Source organism: Corynebacterium sp., assembly GCF_030538285.1.
Lineage (GTDB): Bacteria > Actinomycetota > Actinomycetes > Mycobacteriales > Mycobacteriaceae > Corynebacterium.
Genome location: NZ_JAUNUG010000020.1, coordinates 1 through 21,169 on the forward strand (window position 1 = coordinate 1; position 21,169 = coordinate 21,169).

Annotated in this window: 17 protein-coding genes; 9 read left to right on the plus strand and 8 right to left on the minus strand. The window is 62.5% G+C overall.

Translation table 11 applies throughout. From position 1 onward, the window contains the following. From Q4G50_RS08110 to Q4G50_RS08120, 3 genes are all read right to left on the minus strand, one after another. A partial coding sequence (locus Q4G50_RS08110) for a ClpX C4-type zinc finger protein (RefSeq protein ID WP_303377192.1) occupies window positions 1-151 on the minus strand: 151 nt, incomplete at its 3' end. Between the two features lie 254 nt (window positions 152-405). Continuing rightward, window positions 406-1,050, minus strand: coding sequence for a 3-oxoacid CoA-transferase subunit B (locus Q4G50_RS08115; protein ID WP_303377150.1), 645 nt, complete (start codon window positions 1,048-1,050; stop codon window positions 406-408). Then, window positions 1,050-1,793 (minus strand): CoA transferase subunit A, encoded by a 744-nt coding sequence (locus Q4G50_RS08120; protein ID WP_303377151.1) that lies wholly within the window; start codon window positions 1,791-1,793, stop codon window positions 1,050-1,052. The genes Q4G50_RS08115 and Q4G50_RS08120 overlap by 1 nt, the downstream gene beginning before the upstream one ends. A 78-nt stretch (window positions 1,794-1,871) precedes the next feature. Here Q4G50_RS08120 and Q4G50_RS08125 point away from each other — a divergent pair, with 78 nt between their 5' ends. From Q4G50_RS08125 to Q4G50_RS08135, 3 genes are read left to right on the plus strand one after another with little or no spacing between them, the layout of a single operon-like run. Then, the gene (locus Q4G50_RS08125; RefSeq protein WP_303377152.1) at window positions 1,872-2,648 is read left to right on the plus strand and encodes an IclR family transcriptional regulator C-terminal domain-containing protein; all 777 of its coding nucleotides are present in this window, start codon (window positions 1,872-1,874) and stop codon (window positions 2,646-2,648) included. Window positions 2,649-2,663: 15 nt separating this feature from the next. Then, window positions 2,664-3,890 carry an acetyl-CoA C-acetyltransferase gene (locus tag Q4G50_RS08130; protein ID WP_303377153.1) on the plus strand — a complete coding sequence of 409 codons (1,227 nt, stop codon included), beginning with the start codon at window positions 2,664-2,666 and terminating at the stop codon, window positions 3,888-3,890. A 3-nt stretch (window positions 3,891-3,893) separates the two neighbouring features. Beyond that, complete coding sequence (locus tag Q4G50_RS08135) at window positions 3,894-4,661, plus strand: alpha/beta fold hydrolase (RefSeq protein WP_303377154.1); 768 nt, start codon at window positions 3,894-3,896, stop codon at window positions 4,659-4,661. A gap of 54 nt (window positions 4,662-4,715) precedes the next feature. Here the strand turns inward: Q4G50_RS08135 and Q4G50_RS08140 are convergent, their stop codons facing one another. Next, window positions 4,716-4,898 (minus strand): hypothetical protein, encoded by a 183-nt coding sequence (locus Q4G50_RS08140; protein WP_303377155.1) that lies wholly within the window; start codon window positions 4,896-4,898, stop codon window positions 4,716-4,718. 681 nt (window positions 4,899-5,579) lie between these two features. On the opposite strand from Q4G50_RS08140, the gene Q4G50_RS08145 reads away from it, so the two are divergent. From Q4G50_RS08145 to Q4G50_RS08165, 5 genes are all read left to right on the plus strand, one after another. Then, window positions 5,580-6,053 (plus strand): NYN domain-containing protein, encoded by a 474-nt coding sequence (locus Q4G50_RS08145; protein WP_303377156.1) that lies wholly within the window; start codon window positions 5,580-5,582, stop codon window positions 6,051-6,053. Further along, on the plus strand, window positions 6,054-8,108 hold the full coding sequence (locus tag Q4G50_RS08150) for an N-6 DNA methylase (protein ID WP_303377157.1): 2,055 nt from the start codon (window positions 6,054-6,056) through the stop codon (window positions 8,106-8,108). A gap of 161 nt (window positions 8,109-8,269) precedes the next feature. Then, entirely contained in the window at window positions 8,270-9,841 is a 1,572-nt protein-coding gene (locus Q4G50_RS08155; protein WP_303377193.1) for a class I SAM-dependent DNA methyltransferase, read from the plus strand. Next, on the plus strand, window positions 9,841-11,037 hold the full coding sequence (locus tag Q4G50_RS08160; RefSeq protein ID WP_303377158.1) for a restriction endonuclease subunit S: 1,197 nt from the start codon (window positions 9,841-9,843) through the stop codon (window positions 11,035-11,037). Before Q4G50_RS08155 ends, Q4G50_RS08160 begins: the two co-directional genes overlap by 1 nt. 98 nt (window positions 11,038-11,135) lie before the next feature. Continuing rightward, window positions 11,136-14,324, plus strand: coding sequence for a type I restriction endonuclease subunit R (locus tag Q4G50_RS08165; RefSeq protein WP_303377159.1), 3,189 nt, complete (start codon window positions 11,136-11,138; stop codon window positions 14,322-14,324). Window positions 14,325-14,379: 55 nt separating this feature from the next. Here Q4G50_RS08165 and Q4G50_RS08170 read toward each other — a convergent pair whose 3' ends face one another. The 4 genes from Q4G50_RS08170 to Q4G50_RS08185 form a co-directional block, all read right to left on the minus strand. Next, window positions 14,380-14,655, minus strand: a complete 276-nt coding sequence (locus Q4G50_RS08170; protein WP_303377160.1) for a hypothetical protein — start codon at window positions 14,653-14,655, stop codon at window positions 14,380-14,382. After that, window positions 14,652-17,102: a DUF262 domain-containing protein gene (locus tag Q4G50_RS08175; RefSeq protein ID WP_303377161.1), complete on the minus strand. Its 2,451-nt coding sequence runs from the start codon at window positions 17,100-17,102 to the stop codon at window positions 14,652-14,654. The genes Q4G50_RS08170 and Q4G50_RS08175 overlap by 4 nt, the downstream gene beginning before the upstream one ends. Before the next feature lie 96 nt (window positions 17,103-17,198). Then, window positions 17,199-17,405, minus strand: coding sequence for a DUF2283 domain-containing protein (locus Q4G50_RS08180; protein WP_303377162.1), 207 nt, complete (start codon window positions 17,403-17,405; stop codon window positions 17,199-17,201). Between the two features lie 26 nt (window positions 17,406-17,431). Beyond that, on the minus strand, window positions 17,432-18,898 hold the full coding sequence (locus Q4G50_RS08185; RefSeq protein ID WP_303377163.1) for an aldehyde dehydrogenase family protein: 1,467 nt from the start codon (window positions 18,896-18,898) through the stop codon (window positions 17,432-17,434). A 238-nt stretch (window positions 18,899-19,136) separates the two neighbouring features. On the opposite strand from Q4G50_RS08185, the gene Q4G50_RS08190 reads away from it, so the two are divergent. Beyond that, window positions 19,137-21,131, plus strand: coding sequence for a helix-turn-helix transcriptional regulator (locus Q4G50_RS08190; RefSeq protein ID WP_303377164.1), 1,995 nt, complete (start codon window positions 19,137-19,139; stop codon window positions 21,129-21,131). Window positions 21,132-21,169 lie beyond the last annotated feature (38 nt).

Below are 21,169 nucleotides of genomic sequence, written 5' to 3' on the forward strand. Positions count from 1 at the left end.
CGAGCTCCTCCTCGATGATCTCGTTGCACAGCTCGATGCACTCGTCGCAGATGTACACACCGCCGCCAGCGATGAGCTTCTTCACCTGCTTCTGGCTCTTTCCGCAGAAGGAGCACTTGAGCAGGTCGGCGCTTTCTTGCATGCGTGCCATGAGGGTTATCTATCTCGCTTTGCTCTACGCGGACTTCGAACAGGTTCCCCACCACTGTAGTCGGCGGGTCAAGCCAGGAGCGGTTGCCACGGGGCGATGCTTATCGACGCCCGCCGCCTCAAAAGCGCCCGCCTCCCCCGGGGGCGGGGAAACGGGCGCTTTGTAAGGTTTTCAGGGCCGGGCCGCACAGGCGGGGCTAAAACCCCAGGTCGCGGAAAGCGAAATCGCTCCGGGCCCGGAAAATCTCACCAGACCTAGAGGCCCTCGGCGACCTTGAAAGGTGCCTCAGTGACCTCGCGGACGGACTCGACGGTCTCGCCCTCGGCGCACTGCACCAGAGTGAGGCCCTCGACCGCGTCGACGGTGAATACGGCGTAGTTGGTGACGATCATGTCGACGCACTTCGCGCCGGTCAGCGGCAGAACACACGCGGGCAGGACCTTGGAGTCGCCCTTCTTGGTGGTGTGGTCCATCATGACGATGATCTGCTGGGCGCCGTGGACGAGGTCCATGGCGCCGCCCATGCCCTTGACCATTTTGCCGGGGATCATCCAGTTGGCCAGGTCGCCGAACTGGGAGACCTCCATGGCGCCGAGGACGGCGACGTCGACGGCGCGGGAGCGGATCATGGCGAAGGAGTCGGAGGAGGAGAAGTAGGAGCCACCCTCGGTGATGGTGATGGTCTCCTTGCCGGCGTTGATGAGCTCGGGGTCGAGCTCGTCCTCGGTGGGGTACGGGCCGACACCGAGGATGCCGTTCTCGGAGTGGAGGACGACCTCGAGGCCTGCGGGCAGGTAGCCGGGGATGAGGGTCGGCATGCCGATGCCGAGGTTGACGTACTGGCCGTTCTCGAGCTCTTCCGCGACGCGGGCGGCCATCTGTTCCTTGTTCCAGGTCATTACTGGGTCACCGTCCTGTTCTCGATACCGGTCTCCTGCTTGCCGACCTCGACGACGCGGTCGACGAAGATGCCGGGGAGGTCGACGTCTTCGGGGTCGATGACGTCGACAAGCTCTTCCACCTGGGCGATGGTGACCTTGCCGCTCATGGCGGCGTCGGGGTTGAAGTTCATGGCGGTCTTGTTGAAGACCAGGTTGCCGTAGCGGTCACCCTTGGCGGCGTGGACCAGGGCGAAGTCCGCGCGGATGGATTCCTCGAGGACGTAGAGCTGGCCGCCAAACTCGCGGGTTTCCTTGGGCTTGGAGGTCACGGCGACGGTGCCGTCTTCGTTGTAGCGCTGCGGGAGGCCACCTTCGGCGACCTGGGTGCCCACACCGGCGGTGGTGTAGAAGGCGGGGATGCCGGCGCCGCCGGCGCGCATGCGCTCGGCGAGGGTGCCCTGCGGGGTGAATTCGACGGTGAGCTCACCGGCGAGGTACTGGCGGGCGTATTCCTTGTTGGATCCGAGGTAGGAGCCGATGGACTTGGAGATGCGCTTGTCCGCCAGCAGCAGGCCGAGGCCGAAGCCGTCGGTGCCGAGGTTGTTGGACACGATGGTGAGGTCGGTGGCGCCCTGCTCGCGGAGGGCATCGATGAGTCGGGCGGGGATGCCGACCAGTCCGAATCCGCCGACGGCGATGGTCACGCTGTCGGGGATGTCGGCGACGGCCGCATCAACTGAGGGGAGGGTCTTGTCAAGCATGGCTCAGACTGTACACTGGTGTTCAGATAATGCACAAGGGTTCACATTGTGAACCTCCCGAGGAGAAAGGAGCCGACCATGGCCAGCCCTGAGACACCGAATGTCCAGTCGCTCGTCCGCGGTCTGGCGGTGATCCGCACGTTCAACGCTGATCGCCCCCGCCAGACGCTCGCCCAGGTCGCTGAGGCCACCGGACTGGCCCGCGCTACCGCCCGGCGTTTCCTGCACACACTGGTCACCGTCGGTTATGCCTCCACCGACGGCACTGAATTCTGGCTCACCCCCCGGGTCCTGGAACTCGGTTACAGCTACATGTCAGGCCTGGGGCTGCCCGCGATTGCGCAGCCGCGCCTGGAGGAGCTCTCCCGCCACATCGGTGAATCCTCCTCCCTGTCGGTGCTCGACGGACATGAGGTCGTCTATGTCAACCGCGTCCCGGTGCGTCGCATCATGACCGTCTCCATCACCATCGGCACCCGCTTCCCCGCGTACGCCACGTCCATGGGCCGCGTCATCCTGGCAGGCTTGCCCGCCGATGAGCTGGAGCGATACCTGGATACGGTGGAGTTTGAGGCTTTCACTCCGTCCACGCTTACCGACGCCGCCGCCCTCTACACCGAGCTCTCCCGCACCCGGGAGCAGGGCTTTTCCATCGTGGACCAGGAGCTGGAGCCCGGATTGCGGTCCTTGGCAGCACCGGTGCACTCCCCTGCTGGGAAGGTGGTGGCGGCGGTCAACGTCTCGACGCAGACCGCCGTCCATGACCTGGAGGAGCTGCACAACCGTTTCCTCCCGGCACTTATTGATACCGCTGAACTGATCACCGCCGACCTGGCGGCCACGGAACTTTTCTAGGAAGGACTACCCCTTATGACTAACCCCACTGACATCGTCATCTGCACCCCGCTGCGTACCGCCGTCGGCGCTTATGGCGGACAGTTCGTCGGCGTGCCCGTCCAGCAGCTGGCCGCCACCGTGGTCAAGGCCGTCATGGAGCGCTCTGGCCTGAAGGCAGAAGACGTCGATGACCTCATCCTCGGCCAGGCCTCCCCCAACGGCGCCGCCCCGGCACTGGGCCGCGTCGTGGCACTGGACGCCGGCCTCGGCGAGACCGTCCCGGGCATGCAGCTGGACCGTCGTTGTGGTTCCGGCCTGCAGGCCGTGGTCACCGCCGCCGCGCACGTCGCCGCCGGTGCTGCTGATGTCATCATCGCTGGTGGCGCCGAGTCCATGTCGCGCACCGAGTACACCGTCGACGCCGACGTCCGCTGGGGCAAGAAGGGCGGCAACATGGTCTTCCGCGACCGCCTCGCCGAGGCCCGTGAGACCGCCGGCGGCAAGAACCACCCGATCCCGGGCGGCATGATTGAGACGGCCGAGAACCTCCGTGAGGAGTACTCCATCGCCCGCGAGGCCCAGGATGAGATGGCCGTGGAATCCCACCGCCGTGCCGTCGCCGCGCAGGAAGGCGGCATCTTCGCCGAGGAGATCGTGCCGGTTGAGGTCCCGCAGCGCAAGGGTGACCCGCTGGTCATTGACAAGGATGAGCACCCGCGCCCGGATTCCACCCTGGAGAAGCTGGCCAAGCTGCGCCCGATCATGGGCCGCCAGGACGCCGACGCCACCGTCACCGCAGGCAACGCCTCCGGCCAGAACGACGGTGCCGCCGCGATGATCGTCACCACCCGCGCGAAGGCCGAGGAGCTGGGCTTGACCCCGTCCGTCGTGCTGCGCGGCTGGGCCGTGGCCGGTGTCGCCCCGGAGACCATGGGTATCGGCCCGGTCCCGGCCACCAAGAAGGTCCTCGACCGCCTTGGCCTGACCCTGGAGGACATGGACCTCATCGAGCTCAACGAGGCCTTCGCCGCCCAGGCACTGTCCGTGCTCTCCGAGTGGGGCATCGCCGCCGACGACTCCCGCCTCAACCCGCTGGGCTCCGGCATTTCGCTGGGCCACCCGGTCGGCGCGACCGGCGCCCGCATGCTCGTCACCGCTTCCCACCAGCTGGCCCGCACCGATGCCAAGACCGCTCTGGTCACCATGTGCATCGGCGGCGGCCAGGGCCTTGCGGCGGTCATCGAGAAGGTGGAGGCTTAAACCATGATCCTGCACTCCGTTTCCTACGGCCCCGAGTCCGATGCCGAGCCGGTCGTCTTCCTCGGCTCCATCGCCTCCACCACCGACATGTGGCTCCCGCAGCTCGACGAGCTGTCCAAGACCCGTCGTGTCATCGCCCTCGACCACCGCGGCCACGGCCAGTCCCCCGACCCGGATGTCGCGCCTGGTGACACCACCTTCGACCACCTGGCCGAGGATGTGCTGAGCACGCTGGACCAGCTCGGCGTCGATAAGTTCCAGGTTGTCGGCCTGTCCCTGGGCGGTGCCATCGCCCAGTACATGGCGCTAACATCCCCGCGTGTGACCCGCGCTGGTTTCCTGTGCACCGCCGCCTACTTCGGGGGTCCGGAGAAGTGGAACCCGCGCGCCGAACTCACCCGTGCGGAAGGCTTGGAACCCATGGCCGACGGGGTTATCGATTTCTGGCTGACCAAGGACTTCCAGGCCGCCCACCCCGCGACCACTGCCCGCTACCGCCGCATGGTGGTATCCACCCGCGGTTCCGGTTACGCCTCCGCCTCCGACGCGTTGGCCCACTGGGACATTCGCGAGCGCCTTGCCGAGATCACCGTCCCGGTCCTCGTCCTGGCGGCCTCGGACGATCAGTCCACTCCCCCTTCCGCGCTGAAGGCCATCGCCGAGGGTGTTACCGGCGAGGCGACCTTCGTCGAGGTCTCCCCCGGCGCACATGTGCCGACCATCGAGGTGCCCGAGCAGGTCACCCAGGCCCTGGTCGAGTTCTTCGGCTAAACCGCCGCTTATCGACGCCGCCGCCTCCTCGTTTCCGGGGAGGCGGCGGTGTTGTTAAGTGCGGATGTTGAAGGTCTCCGGAGGGTGCCCGGTGGTGAGGCATGCGACCTCACTAACTGCGTCCTCGAGTTCGGCAAGCGTGCGGGCCTGTGTTGTCTGTTGGAGTGTGGGAATATCAGCGATCCACCAATCGCCTTCCTGGCGGATCTCCACGTCCAGGGTCTGCGTTTTACTCACCACTCCAACTCCTCCGATCCGGCCGCAGGGCCTTCCTCACGGGCCTGCCGAACGGACTCGACCAATCCAGGAATCTGCACCAGCCGTTCCGTTTCCCGGCTGCCCCAATCGTCCAGGTCCGACACTTTGCCCACCTTCCCTGACAAGCGATCTTTTCGACTGACGATACCCTCGCACGGACGCCCAGTACATGGGGCGGCGACAGATGGGACTAATCCCATGGATAACCCAAAATGCGCCTTAAACATCCCCAGAAAAGCCAGGGCATGCGTCCCCGGCAGCTCATGCGCCCAGGCACGGCCCCCAGCTTGCCTACCCTGAATCGGACTCCATCTTCGCCGATCTCGTTTCCGACCTTGACGATGAGGAACATCCCTAGAGCGAGGAGAGCCCAGGCCCCTCTCGTCTGACACTCGCCACATTTCCCCGCGGCTGCCGACCCATCGACACACCCCGCTTGGCCATGACAGACCGATAAACACAGCGCCTTGGGAAGCTCTAAGTGGTCTACCGTGCACCTGTGTTCATTGCCTACCAATCGCCCATTCCCCCCGTCCGACCTGGCCTAATATCCAGTCACACAGACTGTGTACATAGGTAGGGTTGACACAACCTGTGTACATAGGCTAATCTCTAAATCAGTTCAAACGAACAAACACAAAAAAGATAGAAGGAAACACCATGTACGTACGACGCCTCGTCCTCATCGATGTTGAGAACTTCAACGGAGGACCTGTCCAGACCCCTGCCCAGGCCCGTTGGTGCCGACGAATGATTGACAACTGGATTAAGCCCAAGGATGGCGACATTGTCGTCCTGGCCGCAGACGTCACCACGGTGACCAACGTATATGCCGGATGGCCCTCCCACCGAGTCCTTCCCGGATACGGAGACAACGGTGCAGACCTCCAGCTCCTGGGGGTCATGGAGGAGGACCTCGCTACCAGGTTCACCGAAATGCTCCTTGTCTCCGGAGACCGAATCTTCGCCGAGAAGGTGTCTTGGCTGGCCGGCCAGGGCCTCCACACCACCGTGTACGCCCATCAGACCCGCCTCGCCAAGCGACTCGCGTTCGCCGCCGCCGCGGTGATCACCACCACGGCCCCCTCCACTTCCACAGTCGACTCTCTCCCCGTTCCCCGAAAGGTTCATTAAATGACCGCCCCCGCTGGCCGCCTGGCTATCAAGGACATCGCCGCGCTGGCAGACGTCACCCGCGCCGCCGTGAGCAACTGGCGAGCTCGGCACGAAGACTTCCCCTCTTCCACTGCGGACTCCAATGCCCGTCGCCCTTTGTTTGACTTCGACGAGGTGATCGTCTGGCTGGAATCCAAGGATCTCCTCCCGGAGGGGGCAGCCAAGAAGCAGACCCAGGTTCAGCTCTTGGCTCTTGCAAATACCCTGCGAGGTGTTCTCCCCCCTACCGAGATCTCCCCGGTCTTCCTCTACCTGCTAGCCCTGCGTAAGCAAGCCACCACCGGCACGAACTCGACGACCTGGCAGTCCGTCGTCGCTGCAACCAGCGGGGATGAGCTGGCGCAGATTCTGGAGGACGTTCCCTCCCCTACGGGAACACCGCTCGTTCACGATCTGCACATTGCCGACCGTATCAGGGACACCTTCTCTGATGAGCATGTCTCGAGTCTGACGCTCGGTATCGACAATCTGAGAATCGAGGATTACGGGCACGCTGCCCAGCTGATCATTGATGCCTTTCTCGGTCTCGGCGGCCGAGGCAAGGACAGCGAATTCGGCACCTCGAAATCGACCTCATCCACCCTCCTCGTCAACGCCGCGAATACCACCCTTGCTGACGGAGATACTCTGTTCGACCCAGCGTGCGGCATCGGAGGGACCCTTCTCGCGCTGAGTCGGGAGGCCGAGAGGCTGACCATTACTGGCAGTGACATCAACCCCTGGGCAGTAGCCATCGCGGAGCTCCACGCTTACCTCGCTGATGTCCCTGCTTCGTTCACCCGGGCGGACTCTCTGGCACAAGATCCCCACGAACACCTGCAGGCCACCAGCATCGTGATGGAACCCCCCTTTGCCATGAGGGTGGATCGATCCATCCAGCAGGATCTGTTGGCGAGAGCAGGTATTGATGTGTCTGGCAGCTTTTACAGCGAGGACGCCTTCCTCCTCTACGCATTGACTCACCTTGCCCCCGGTGGGCACGCGTATGTTCTGACCCCGACAGCATCTGCCTACCGACGTCAGTCGGTTCAACTACGGCAGACATTCGTAGCCCATGGCGTTGTGGAAGCGGTGATCCAAATGCCTCCGAGGTTGCTGTCCTACTCCGTTATCCCCACCGTGCTGTGGGTTTTGCGGGCCCCGGAGTCGACACCAGACACCACGGTGTTGATCGCCGACGCCAGCAACGCAACCTTCCCCGAAACCCAAGTCGGAGAGTGGCTGGCGGACATGCGGTCAGGTCGCGACACTTCGATCCCCAGTAAGCAGCTCACCCTCGCCGAATTGATCACGAACGAAGGCACGTTGCTTCCAGCCCAGCTGCTGCGCGAAGTACCCGACCAGCAGGAAGTCCGGGACAACCTCCACCAGTCAGTGTCCGACATGATCGCGACCCTGGGATCTCTCCAAGGCATGGTGCAGGTCCGTGAGGGGCTTTTCGAATCGCTACCTAACTCCACGCGCACGGCAAGTCTTCAGCAGCTCATCGAGGCCGGTCTCATCACTCGTCTCCGCGGCACCTACAGGCCCTCCAAGAGCGAGACTCCTGACACGGGTGTTCCCGCCAGCCTCGCGCATGCCCGGGCTCAGCACCGCAACATCGAGGAAGTCCAGGTGCCGAAGGACTCCTTGTGGTTGGAGGACCGGGACATCCTTGTTCCGGACCTGGCCGGAGTGCCCGCCTGGGTCTTCCATGCTGACGGTTCCCGCTGGGTTGTTTCCGACAATGTAACGATCCTACGAATTACCGAACCCGAGCTTGACCCCCACTACTTGGCTGCCTGCATCAACGCCTCGTTCAATGAGGCAGCCGACCTCGGAACAACGATCCAGCGCCGAGACTTCCGACAGATCGAGATCCCGAACCTCGACAGCACACGTCAGACCGAGATTGCTGACTCACTGCACAGGTTGGCAGCTCTCCAAGCCGCAGCTGAGACGCTTTCTCAGCAGGTCAACACGGCAGTGGATGCAGCGATGAATCTGGTCCGCTATGGCGGCGACACCACCTAGATCCGCCGCACACCGCAGCGCCCGGCTCACACACGGGCGTTCGACCAAAGCGCAGGGTGTCGGCAGCCATGTCGGTACCTGCCCTTAAGCTACATAAACCACCTCAATATAAGGAAAAGACTTTGACCCCGAAGACCACGGGCGAGGCTCTGCCCTCGACCATGAAGGAACTGAAGGACACTCTCTGGAAGGCCGCCGATAGGCTCCGCGGCTCGATGGACGCCTCCCAGTACAAGGACGTCATCCTTGGCCTGGTGTTCCTCAAGTACGTCTCTGACGCTTTCACCGAACGTCGAGCCCAAATCCGCAAGGAACTCGCAGCGAACGGCATGACGGAAGAGCAGATCGACATGCTCATTGACGATGTCGACGAATACACCGGCCACGGCGTGTTCTGGGTTTCAGCAGAAGCCCGCTGGGAGTACCTGGCCAACAACGCCAAGGGACTCCCGGCCATGAACGGTCAGGCGCCGAAGAGCATCGGTGAGCTGGTCGACACCGCCATGAACCTGGTCATGGACCACAACCCCACCCTCGCCGGCACATTGCCGCGCATCTTCAACCGCGACAACGTCGACCAGCGCCGCCTCGGCGGGCTGATTGATCTGTTCAACACCACCCGCTTCACCGGACAGGGCCCCGCCCGTGCTCGAGATCTCCTCGGTGAGGTCTACGAGTACTTCCTGGAGAAGTTCGCTCGCGCGGAGGGCAAGCGCGGCGGCGAGTTCTACACCCCGGCCGATGTTGTCCGGGTTCTCGTTGAGGTTCTGGAGCCGACCAGCGGACGGGTCTACGACCCCTGCTGTGGTTCGGGCGGCATGTTCGTCCAGACGGAGAAGTTCCTCGATGCCCACAACGAGGACCGCACCGCTATCTCGGTCTACGGCCAGGAACTCAATGAACGCACCTGGCGGATGGCCAAGATGAACCTGGCCATCCACGGACTCAACGGCAACCTCGCTCCCCGCTGGGGAGACACCTTCGCCCGAGACCAGCACGCGGACATGCAGGCCGACTACACCCTGGCCAACCCCCCGTTCAACATCAAGGACTGGGCACGCAACGAGGAAGACCCCCGCTGGCGCTACGGTGTGCCCCCGAAGAACAACGCCAACTACGCCTGGATCCAGCACATCATCTCCAAGCTGGCCCCCGGCGGCTCCGCCGGCGTGGTCATGGCCAACGGATCCATGTCCTCCAACACCGGTGGCGAAGGCAAGATCCGTGCCGAGCTGGTGGAAGCCAACCTTGTCTCCTGCATGGTGGCACTTCCCACCCAGCTGTTCAGATCCACCGGCATCCCGGTGTGCGTCTGGTTCTTCGCCAAGGACAAAACCACTGGTGAGCAAGGTTCCAACGACCGCACTGACCAGGTCCTTTTCATTGACGCCCGCAACCTCGGCACAATGATCGACCGCGCGGAACGAGAGCTCACCACCGAGGACATCGCCAAGATCGCCGACACCTTCCACGCATGGCGCGGCACCCCATCCGCCGAGAGTAAGACCTACGAGGATGAAGCCGGTTTCTGCTACTCAGCCACCCTGGAAGAAATCAGGGACGCTGACTACGCCTTGACACCCGGGCGCTACGTGGGTGTAACCGACGTCGAGGACGATGGCGAACCGATTGAAGAGAAGATCTCTCGTCTGAAGAAGGAACTCTTTGAGCAGTTCAAAGAATCCGAGCGGCTGGCTGCCGTGGTGCGTGAGCAATTAAGGAAGATTCACTGATGTTTCCCCGTAATTGGAACCTACGCACTGTTGAAGACCTCTGTCTCCGAATTACCAGCGGGGGCACTCCAAAGCGCTCAAACCCTAACTACTATGAGCCTGGCACAATACCGTGGATTAAAACAGCAGATCTAAACGATGCTTATATTCACCAATACAGCGAGTATATATCGGAAGCGGGACTTCGAGAATCCTCTGCAAAGCTGCTCCCTGCAAACACAGTGCTTATGGCTATGTACGGCGCTACGGTCGGAATGCTCGGCATGCTCACTGAAGAAGCAACCTGTAACCAAGCTTCCTGTGCATTAATTGCGGATCCAGCCGTTTGTGACCACCGGTGGTTATTTTATGCACTGTTAAATGATAGAGATTTCATTATTTCGCAGGCTACAGGAGCTGCTCAGCAAAATTTGAGTGGAAAAACTATTCGTCAGTTCCAATACCCCACTCCCCCCCTCAAAGAACAGCAGGCCATCGCAGAAGTTCTCGGGGCTCTCGACGACAAGATCGCAACCAACATCAAATTGGGTCGCAGTGTAGAAGATCTAGGAGCGGCCCATTTCTCCGGCTTAGGACTAGATGTCGAACCAGCCGGGGAGGGCATCTCGTTGGATAGTCTGTTCGATTTTAACCCTCGCAGAACCGTTTCGTCCGAGAACCCGACCATCATCGCTATGAAAGATCTCCCCACAGCCACCCCACTGGTGGAGGAGTGGACCACCGGTTCCCGAAAAGGTGGAGCTCGATTTAAGAACGGCGACACTCTCATCGCCAGGATCACCCCCTGCCTCGAGAACCGTAAGACCGCTTTTGTCGATTTCTTGGGTGACGGGGAGGTCGGCATTGGATCAACCGAATTCATCGTCATGAGGTCAAAGAACAATCTTCCACTCGGAGTGTCTTACTTCATGGCGATCAGCGAGCGCTTTCGTGATTTTGCAATCCAAAACCTTATAGGCACCTCCGGCAGACAACGAGTATCAGCCGCGGATCTCGCCAGACACACCATATCCCCGGTCGACGCAACTAAACTGCAGGAATTCGGCAGTTGGGCAGACGATAATCTCGCGTTCTTGGGGACCCTGCGCGAAGAAAACCGCACTCTCGCAGAGATCCGCGATGCCCTCCTGCCTCCGTTGATGTCGGGCAAGCTCCGGGTGAAGGACGCAGAAAAGGTTGTCGAGGACGCAGTCTGATCCGCATCTAGCGTCGACTGGGCTCCTTCATGGCCTGAGCAGCAGCCGGCGCTGGATAGAGTTAAGTCAACGACCTAACAGAAGAAAGCAGGAAGGGCATGCAGAGCAGCTTCTCCGAGGCCGACTGGGAAATCCTCGTCCTCGACCAGCTCGGGGAGCACAGCTGGCTCCCCACCCATGGTGATGCCATCGCCCCGGGTACCGGGGAGCGTGACTCCTGGGCGGAGTTGCTCATCCGCCCCCGCCTACTGGTTGCTCTGCGCCGGCTGAACCCTGATGTGCCAGATCAGTACCTCCAGCAGGCGTGCGCTGAGATCGCCGCCCCAACGTCGCAAGACGCGATCACCGAGAACCATCGCATCCACAAGATGTTCGTCGACGGCTACCGCATCTCCTACCTTGATGACGACGGCATCGAGCACAACCCCACCCTGCGGATCATCGGCTCAGAGGAGTACGGCAACGACTTCCTCGCCGTCAACCAGGTCACCCTCGTCCACGGTGACTACCGCCGTCGCTTCGACGTGGTGCTGTACTGCAACGGCATGCCCGTGAGCATCATGGAACTGAAGAAGGCTGGTGCCCACACTGCGGATGTGGCTGCTGCCCACGCCCAGCTGCAGACCTACCTGCGCGAGTTTCCCATGGCGTTCCGGTTCTGCGTGTTCACCTTCGCCTCCGACGGCCTGGACGCGAAGTACGGCACCCCGTTCACCCCGCTCAACCACTTCTCTCCCTGGAACGTCGACGATGACGGCAACCCCGTCCCTGCTGGTAGCACCAGCAATGGTCAGGCAGTGCTGCCGATTGAAACCGCCATCGACGGCCTGTACAACCCCACCCGGTTCCTCCAACTCCTACGCTCCTACACCGCCTTCGACGCCGGCGCGGACGGCCTGGTCAAGCGGATCGCCAAGCCACACCAGTACTTCGCCGTCACCAAGGCTGTGGGTTCCACGATTGAAGCTGTGCGGACCAACGGTAAGGCCGGCGTAGTGTGGCACACGCAGGGCTCGGGCAAATCCATGGAAATGGAGCTCTACACCGCCGCTGTCATGCGCCAACCGGAGCTGAAAAACCCCACCATCGTTCTGGTCACCGACCGCACCGAACTCGACGGGCAGCTCTACTCGGGCTTTGCCCGCTCCCAGCTGCTTCCCGACACCCCGCAGCAGGTTGCGACTAGAGCACAGCTGCGCGAGGAGCTGACCGGGCGGGGCACCGGCGGCATCTACTTCACCACCCTGCAGAAGTTCGGCCTGACCAAAGAAGAAAAGGATTCCGGCACCGAACACCCGCTGCTCAGCGACCGTAAGAACATCATCGTCATCGTCGATGAGGCTCACCGCAGCCACTACGACGACCTAGACGGCTACGCCCGTCACCTCCGCGATGCCCTGCCCCATGCCACGCTCATCGCTTTTACCGGCACCCCAATCTCGTTCGAGGACCGCAACACCCGCGAAGTCTTCGGTGACTACATCGACATCTACGACCTGTCCCGCGCGGTCGAAGACGGTGCCACCGTCCCCGTCTACTTCGAACCTCGACTGATCAAAGTCCAACTGGCCACGGACGTCACCACCGATGACCTGGATTCCGCGGCTGCTGAGGCCACCGCCGGCCTGGCCGACGAAGACAAAGCCAAGATCGAGCAGTCCGTGGCCGTGGTCAACGCCGTCTACGGCGCCCCCGACCGACTGGCTACCCTCGCCAAGGATCTCGTCACCCACTGGGAGCAGCGCCGTGACGCGGTAGCACCGTTCATCGCTGACCCCGACGGGACACCCATTTTCGGCAAGGCCCTGATCGTCGGGGCCACCCGAGAGATCTGCGCCAACATCTACACCGCGATCACCACCCTGCGTCCCAACTGGCATTCCGACGAGCTCGACAAAGGCAAGATCAAGGTCGTCTACTCCGGTTCCGCATCCGACGCTCCCCCGGTCTCGGACCATGTGCGCCGCCCGTCAGCCAACAACACCATCAAGGAACGGTTGAAAGACCCGGAGGATGAACTCGAGCTCGTCATCGTCAAGGACATGATGCTCACCGGCTTCGACGCCCCTCCCCTACACACCCTCTACCTCGACCGGCCGCTCAAGGGTGCGCTGCTGATGCAGACCCTTGCCCGCGTCAACCGCACCTTCCGAGGGAAAACCGACGGTCTCCTTGTCGCCTATGCCCCGCTGGCGGACAACCTTGCCCGGGCCCTGGCCGAGTACTCCCACACGGACCAGGCCCGCAAGCCTGTCGGCAAGAACATCGAGGAAGCTGCCGCCCTGGTCAAGGTCCTCGTCTTCCGGATCCGGGAACTGCTCATCGGTTACGACTGGCGGGCTGTCCTCAACCAGCCAGGGCCCAAATCGTTCCTCAATGCGGTCACCGGCGCAGTGAACTTCCTCCGCGATCCATCCAACCCCGGCAATGCCACCGCAGAGGACGAATCAGAGAAGCTGTCCGTCCGCTACCGGCACACCGCCGGACAACTCGCCCGCGCCTGGGCACTGTGCACCGGGTCCGGACAGTTGGAGGAGCTTCGCCCCGAGATCCAGGTGTATGAGGAAATTCGGGTGTGGATGGGCAAGTACGACGCCCAGGACCGCGCCAGCCGAGGTGAGCCCGTTCCCGAGGACGTCCAACGCATGCTCGGACAACTCATCGCCTCCGCCACAGACGCCACTGGCGAGGTCCTGGACATTTACGCCGCAGCCGGCATGCCGAACCCGTCACTGGATGACCTGACACCGGAGTTCATCGCCAAGACACAGCAGGCACGCAACCCCCAGCTGGCGATCGAGGCCCTGCGGGCGTTGATCGCGGAGGAATCACGTCGGTCAACACGTAACAACGTCATTCGGCAGCGGGCGTTTTCCGAGCGGATCACCGAGCTGATGAACAAGTACACCAACCAACAGTTGACCTCGGCGGAGGTCATCGCCGAGCTGGTGGCCCTGGCCAAGGAAGTCGCGGAGGAAGCCAACCGGGGAAAGCAGTTTGATCCCCCGCTCAACGGTGAAGAGCTGGCCTTCTACGATGCTGTGGTCCTAAATGAGTCTGCCTTCAATGGTCAGGGGCCGAGCGTCCTCGCCGAGATCGCTCGACAGTTGGTTGCAGTCATGCGGCGCGACGTGCGTACCGACTGGACCGTCCGAGAGGATGTTCGCGCCAAACTGAGGTCTTCGGTGAAACGCATCCTCGTCCTCAACGGGTATCCGCGGGACAAGCAGCCGGAGGCAATTAAGCAGGTAATCGAGCAGATGGAGATGATGACGCAGGCTGCATAGCCCAAGACAGATCGAGATCTCGTGCCCACACGAGTACTGTTCGCCGCGAATCAAGCTATCGGCGAACACCCGTTGTTTGACGCGCGCCGCGAGTTGGCTGCACCATGGCCGCAAGTGGGGGCCGCTTGTTTCCCGTGACGGGATCGATTCGTCGAGGATCCACAGGGACGCCGGATGAGTCCAGCTTTTTGCCGTGGATCTGCGACATGGTCGACCAGTAGCGAACCCGTGCCTTCTCCTCCGTCACCGGGCTGTCATACTCGTCCGCAAGGTCTCTGGAGAGTTTATAGTACTTCCATACTTTGATTTCTCCCGTCAGTCGATCTGTCATTTGGGCCTCCTCTGCTCCATACTTCCCTCCGCCAAGTGTTCCAGCCAACGCGAGACTTCACCCGCAGCCATGGAATCATGCAGCGCATTCGGAGAATAGAACGCCGGAGTATCGATGGTCAGTGCAATTGCAGCCAAGATCTGTTCCTTGGATGCCCCAGCGACACCGTCGGCAGTCTTCAAACTCAGGAGGTCGCTGCCTTCGAGCGCAGAGCCGGGATTCTCCGGACGGTAGACTTGGAACGCCTCCACGAACTGAATACGAAGGGACTCGCTGTCCCCCGGGGAGATGTCGGGACGGGCAAACTCATCGTCGATTAGTTCTTTGAAAACAACCAGCTCATCGAAGGGTGACTCCGACCCGGAATCCGTCTCGTTCGTCTCCTCGTCAGATTTCGTTCGTCGCAGAGTGAACACAAGTTCTTCCGTATCCAGTCCCAGGAAATCGAAAATGCGTCGCAACTCCTTCATCTTCGACCAGGTTGAGCTTGCAACGAAGACGCCCAAGGCGTTGTCGACTCGCACAACACCCTGCGGCTCCGAATTGTCGGGATCTAGTATCACGAGGGCAGCGGAGCCGGCCATCGCATAATTGATCAGTTCACTCCGATGCTCGTCGAGAAGCACGCGGAGGAGTCGCGGCATAAGATCGGCCCAGCTGGTCACCGGGATCTTCACATCTTCATACTCGAAGGACATCACCGTGCGGCCGGTGAAGTCTGTGTCATCGCCCATCGGCTCAGTTGGGGGAGCCACCCGAACCGGCTCGTACGACGTTTCAGGGAAGCGCCAGTAGTTCAGTGCGTCCGCCAGCAGCTTGTCGGTGCGCTGCCGGATCGCTTCCTCGTCCCACATTTCGCGGTCACGAACGTCATTATTCAGGCGGTAGGCAGTCTCCCGCAGTCCGTTCTCTCGATCACGCTTCTGCAGGAACGGCAGATTGGAATAACTCGAGTTGTAACCAGTGACCGTCAAATTGCCGACACGATTCAGCCAGGTTCGGTGAATCTCTTCGGCCCTAGCCCCCAACTCCTCGCGCCATTGGGAGCTGAGAGTTTGAGGCATGATGTGCTCGATGCTGACCACCTGGTTTTCCAGAGCTGAGGCAATGTCCTTGGTGTCATTGGAATCGCCGTTCTCCAGAACATCAAAGAGATAGCGAGTTGTCGCTTTGTTGAGCCGGAACATGTTCCTCGTAGTGAAAGCCTCACTGAATTCATCATTGTCAGGAATCCGGCCCGAAGTTTCATCCCTTCTACGGAGAAGGTAGACAATGACGTCGAAGGTACTGTCACCGTCACGCCGCAGCTTTCGCACCTCGTTGTACATGGTCGCGTAGATCTTATTGAGAGCATTCGCGCCCACCGAAGAGATGGTTCGACGGAATGTGTGCGTCTCCAGGAGCCGGATGATGCGCGCAAATTCTTCCTCGCTGATAAGTCCCTGCTTGACCTCCTTGTACAGCGGGAGGAGCAACGGTATTAGCACGTCACCGCGGATGAGATTGAAGCGGCCGAGAACTCGATCCAACTTCGCGTTACCCGTCTCCGGATGATCGAGCTCCCGGAACAACTCCGAGTAGTCGTGCAACTCGCGGAGTGTATCGGCAACCGGCTCCTTTTTCTTGCCCAGAAGTGTCTTGAACTCGTCGTAAACAGCGTTCTGATTCGGGGTGCGAAACAGACGGATTGTCAGGTACCAGCGGATGAACCAGTCCGTGCGGTACCCGACATTCCGCTCCATCGTGTTCCAATAGTTCTCATAGAGAAACTCCTGCGTTGCAGAATCCAGTCCCATGAGCACAAGGTTGCGGATCTTGTCAGCTTCGCTGAGTGCGAGCCCGGTAGAGTTGAGCGACTCAAAAATCCGTTGCGGATCGTCGTGCGCCTCAAGATCGAGGATCATGAGATCCAGGCGTTCGATCGCATTCCATATTTCATCGCCGGTCAGCGATGTACGCGCGAGCCGGTCCATGAAATAGCGGTAGTTGGAAGTGAGGTTGGAGTCCTCGATGAAGTGCTTCTCGTCAAGGTAGAGCCGACGATATGCATCGGCGTCGTTCTTCACTGGTTTTAACTTGAACTTCGGGTCGCTCGACCTCTCGCTGATGAGGAGGAAGCTGCGCCGAATTCGATCGGCGAGTTCTTCATCAGTGGTCTCCAGTACGCCGGCATCCAGTGAGCGGGTCAACGCCAACATCAGCAGACTCAACGTGGTCAGCCGCTGCTGGCCGTCGATGACGATCCACAGAAAGGAGGTCTCAGGATTACCCACTATGGAACCGAAGAAATGCTTGGGTCGGCCCTGGGTGATCAGATCCTCGAGATCGTCAAAGAGACGTTCACACTGCTTCCTCGACCAATCGTAATTGCGCTGGTACACCGGCACGATGAGCCGCTTTTCCACACTGTCGAAAATCTTGGTGGCGCTCTTTACTTCTCCCCGCACCGTTTCGTGCCCTTTCGCAGATTCGCTGAGTTCTACCGGGGATTATACGGAGAGCACACATCGCTGCGAGGTGGATTACGAACGGAGTGTCGAACCCTACCCCTCCCACACCTCCGGACGGAGCAGTTCCCGCGCGCCGTCGATCTTCATGCCGATGATGCGGCCGTAGGGGTCGAGGTCGAAGATGACCTCGCCGTTCATGCCCTGGAGGGTTAAACCGCCTACCACACGGTGGCTGGGCTTTTCCGGGGTGCCGAGGGTGAGGTAGGCGGAGTTGCCATGGGGGTCGTAGGTGAGGTCCATGGCTTAAAGGTAGCGTCGATAAGCTCCTAGAACGGGAACTTGGCGTTGCCGGGGGCGACGCCGACCCAGTGCTCGGTGGTGAAGGCCTCGATGGCCCACTCGCCGTTGAAGCGGCCGAGGCCGGAGTTCTTCTCGCCGCCGAACATGACGTGTGGCTCGTCGTTGACGGTGATGTCGTTGACGTGGGTCATGCCGGCCTCGACGCGGCGGGCGAACGCCATGCCGCGGGCGAGGTCGCGGGTGTAGACGGCGGAGGAGAGTCCGAACTCGGTGTCGTTGGCCAGCTCGAGGGCGTGCTCTTCGTTGTCGGCCTTGATGATGCCCACGACGGGGCCGAAGATCTCCTCGCGGAACAGCTCCATGTCCGGGGTGACGTCGGCGAAGACGTGCGGGGCGATGACGCGGCCCTCGATCGGGCCGGCGAGCAGCTCGCGGGCGCCCTCCTCGCGGGCCTTGTCGATCTTGGCGGTGACGGACTCAACCTGCTGGTCGTTGATGAGCGGGCCGACGATGGTGGAATGGTCGAGCTGGTCGCCGTAGCTGAGCCCACGCACGCGCTCGGTGAACTTCCCGACGAAGTCGTCGTACACCTCAGCCTGCACGATAATACGGTTGACGGCCATGCAGATCTGGCCCTGGTGGAGGAATTTGCCGAGGGTGGCGCCGCCGACGGCTTGGTCGAGGTCGGCGTCGTCAAGCACGACGAGCGGGGCGTTGCCGCCGAGTTCGAGGGAGACCTTCTTTATCCGTTTCCCGCCGATCGCCTTGACGCCGACGTTCTGACCGACCGGGGTGGAGCCGGTGAAGGAGATGGCCGAGGGAACCTCGTTCTCGACGAAGTGATCGCCGATCTCGGAACCCGCACCGACCACGACACCCAGCACGCCCTCCGGCAGGCCCGCGGCCTCGAAGATCCTGGCCAGCAGCAAGCCGCCAACGAGGGGGGTGTCCGAGGCCGGCTTGAGCACCACCGCGTTACCGCAGGCCAGAGCCGGTGCCACCGAACGCATCGACAGCGTGAAGGGGAAGTTCCACGGGCTGATCACCCCGACGACACCGAGTGGCTCACGGAAGACATAATTCGTCTTGCCCGGGGTGTTCGACGGGAGGATGGTGCCGGTGATGCGGGTCGGGAACTGCGCCGCCTCGCGCAGGGATCCGATCGCCAGCCCGGCCTCGGTACGTGCCTTCGCGATCGTCGATCCCGTCTCCGCCTGAATGAGCGCCACGACGGCGTCGAAATTCTGCTTGATGTAATCCGCGGCCTTGGTCATCACGGCCGCGCGCCGCTTCGGCGGCAGCTCCGCCCAGGCGGGCTGCTTCTGCTGCGCGACGTCATAAGCCTTATCGACGTCCGCCTGCGACGCCTGGCGGATCGTCGCGATGGGCTCATCATTGAAGGGGTTGACGGTGGTGGCCTCGCGCTCTGAGGTGCCGTCGACCCAGCCGTCGATATAAAGCTGGGAGGAAATGAGGTGGGAGTAATCGGTCACGGGGTGCTCCTTTGTTCGCGTGGTCCTTAACCCACCACCATGCCAAAAGTGACGCCACGGGGGCGTCGAGAAGCCGGGGCGGACGCCTGGTCGTCAGCAAGCGAAGCCCACTGTCCAGGTGGGCGGGCACAATGTCGTGGAGCTACCCCTCGACCGCGGGTTTATTGCGCATGCTAGTCCATCATGCCGACGAGACTAAGCCACCCCGCTCCAACTCACCGGTATCCTTTAACCCACCATGACCTCCCAGTACCTGCGGCACATCCACCGCCGCCTGCTGCACCGCGCCGCGCTACATGTGGCGGCGGCGGGCGCGGGGTCGGTGCTGCTCATCCAGGGTCCGGAGGGTGCGGACCGGAAGGGGGCGCTGGAGGCGGTCCTCGCCCGCCTGGGTGCGCAGCATCAACATCGGGTGGCGTTGTTCCCGTGGAATCGGGATGAGCCGGGGGCGCTGGCGGCGTTGTTGCCCACTCCCCTGGCGGACACGCTGGTGGTGGTTGATGATCTGCAGCATGCGGATCAGCGTTCGCTGCAGCAGCTGATTTCGACGGCACGGCATCCGGAGTCGACGGTGTCCGTGATCGCGACGGTGGATGGGCCCGGCCTGGATCACCTGTCCACGGAGGTTCTGCACCTGCCGCCGCTCACCCTGGCGGAAACCGCCGGCTACCTGCATGCGATGACGGGTCGGCGGATCCCGGTGGCGCGGGTGGCGCAGGTCCACGCCGAGACCGGCGGCTGGCCCGGCGCGATCAACGCGCTGCTGACGGTGATGGAGGAGGGGGAGTTGTGGCGAGGCGTCGATAAGCGGGACCATTTGGCGCTGGCCCGCGAGCTGGCGGCCGCCGGCGAACTGCCCACCGCCGAGCTCCACCTCAACGAGTGCGCCCCCGACTACGAGCGGGCCGAGCAGGACAGTCTGCGCGGCTACCTCGCGCTCAACCGCGGGTTGCGCCGCCGCGCTCACGAGTATCTCGCCGACCCGGGCCCCGATCCGCATCACCGCGTGCGCAGCGCCCTTCTACACTTGGCGGAGTGGGATCTGCCGGCCGTGCAGGCCACCACCTCCGGATTGCTTATCGACGAAGCCCGCATCCTCCAACTCTTCGCCGACACCGCCTTATCCGGCCGGATGCCGGCACTGGATCTGGTGCCCGAGGCGGCGGTGGATAAGCAGCGGCTGGCTATGGTGCACGGGTGGCTGGCGCTGAGTTTTGATGATCCGCTCACCGCCCGCGAACGCCTGCAGCACCTGCCGGGGCAATCCCCGATCACTGGTGTGTGGCAGGACGCGTGGCTCTCGCGCACCCTTTATGTGCTGGGCGAATGGACCACCGCGGCGCGGGTGGTGGAGCGCGGCCTGTCCGCCAGCGAGGCCCACGGCATGGAACTGCTGGAGCCGATGCTGCTGTGGTCGGGTGTGCAGATCGCCGCCATGCAGGGCGATGACCTGCTGGCACGCAACTACCTCCAGCGGTTGTCGTTGAGCGCGGATGCCTTCCTGCTGCAGTCGCTGCCCGCGGCGATGGGGCGGATGATCGTCGCCGCGAACTCCGCTGACCTGACCGCCGCGCTCCGCGCCGGGGCACAGCTGGCCCGGACTGTCTCCGCGGCCGACACCCAACATCCCGGGTTCTGGCCCTGGGAAGACGTCTACGCGCAGACGCTCATCCGGGCCGGGCGTATCGACGCCGCCGATGACCTCATCACCGCCACCGAAGCCCGCCACTCCCCCTCCGGGCTGGTGTCGTTGATGGCGAAAAACGCCGTGCCCCGCGCGACAATTCAGATCCAGCGCGGCGATGTCAGCGCCGGGCTGCGCACCTTCGAGGACGCTGTCGACGCCATCCTGGACACCCCCATGCCCGCCTACCAGTCGCGCATTCTCTTCGAGTACGGCAAGGTGCTGCGTCGTCACGGGCGTCGGCAACGCGCCGACGAGATCCTCTCGCACGCCGCGGAGATCTTCGCCCAGATGGGTGCCAGCGTCATGGTCGAGCGCTGCGCCGCGGAACGCCGGGTCGGCGGAGTCGGCCTGGTGCAACACACCAACCCCCACGGGCTGACGCCCCAGGAAGAGCAGATCGCCGCGCTCGTCGCCGAGGGGGCGACGAACGCGGCGGTGGCCCGCGAGCTGTCCCTGTCCACCAAGACCGTGGAGTATCACCTCACGCGGGTGTACAAGAAGCTCGGGGTGCGCACGCGGCAGGAACTGCGCGGGCGGCTGGGCTGATGTATATCACCCGAGGTATATCTCCCAAGGTATAGGTC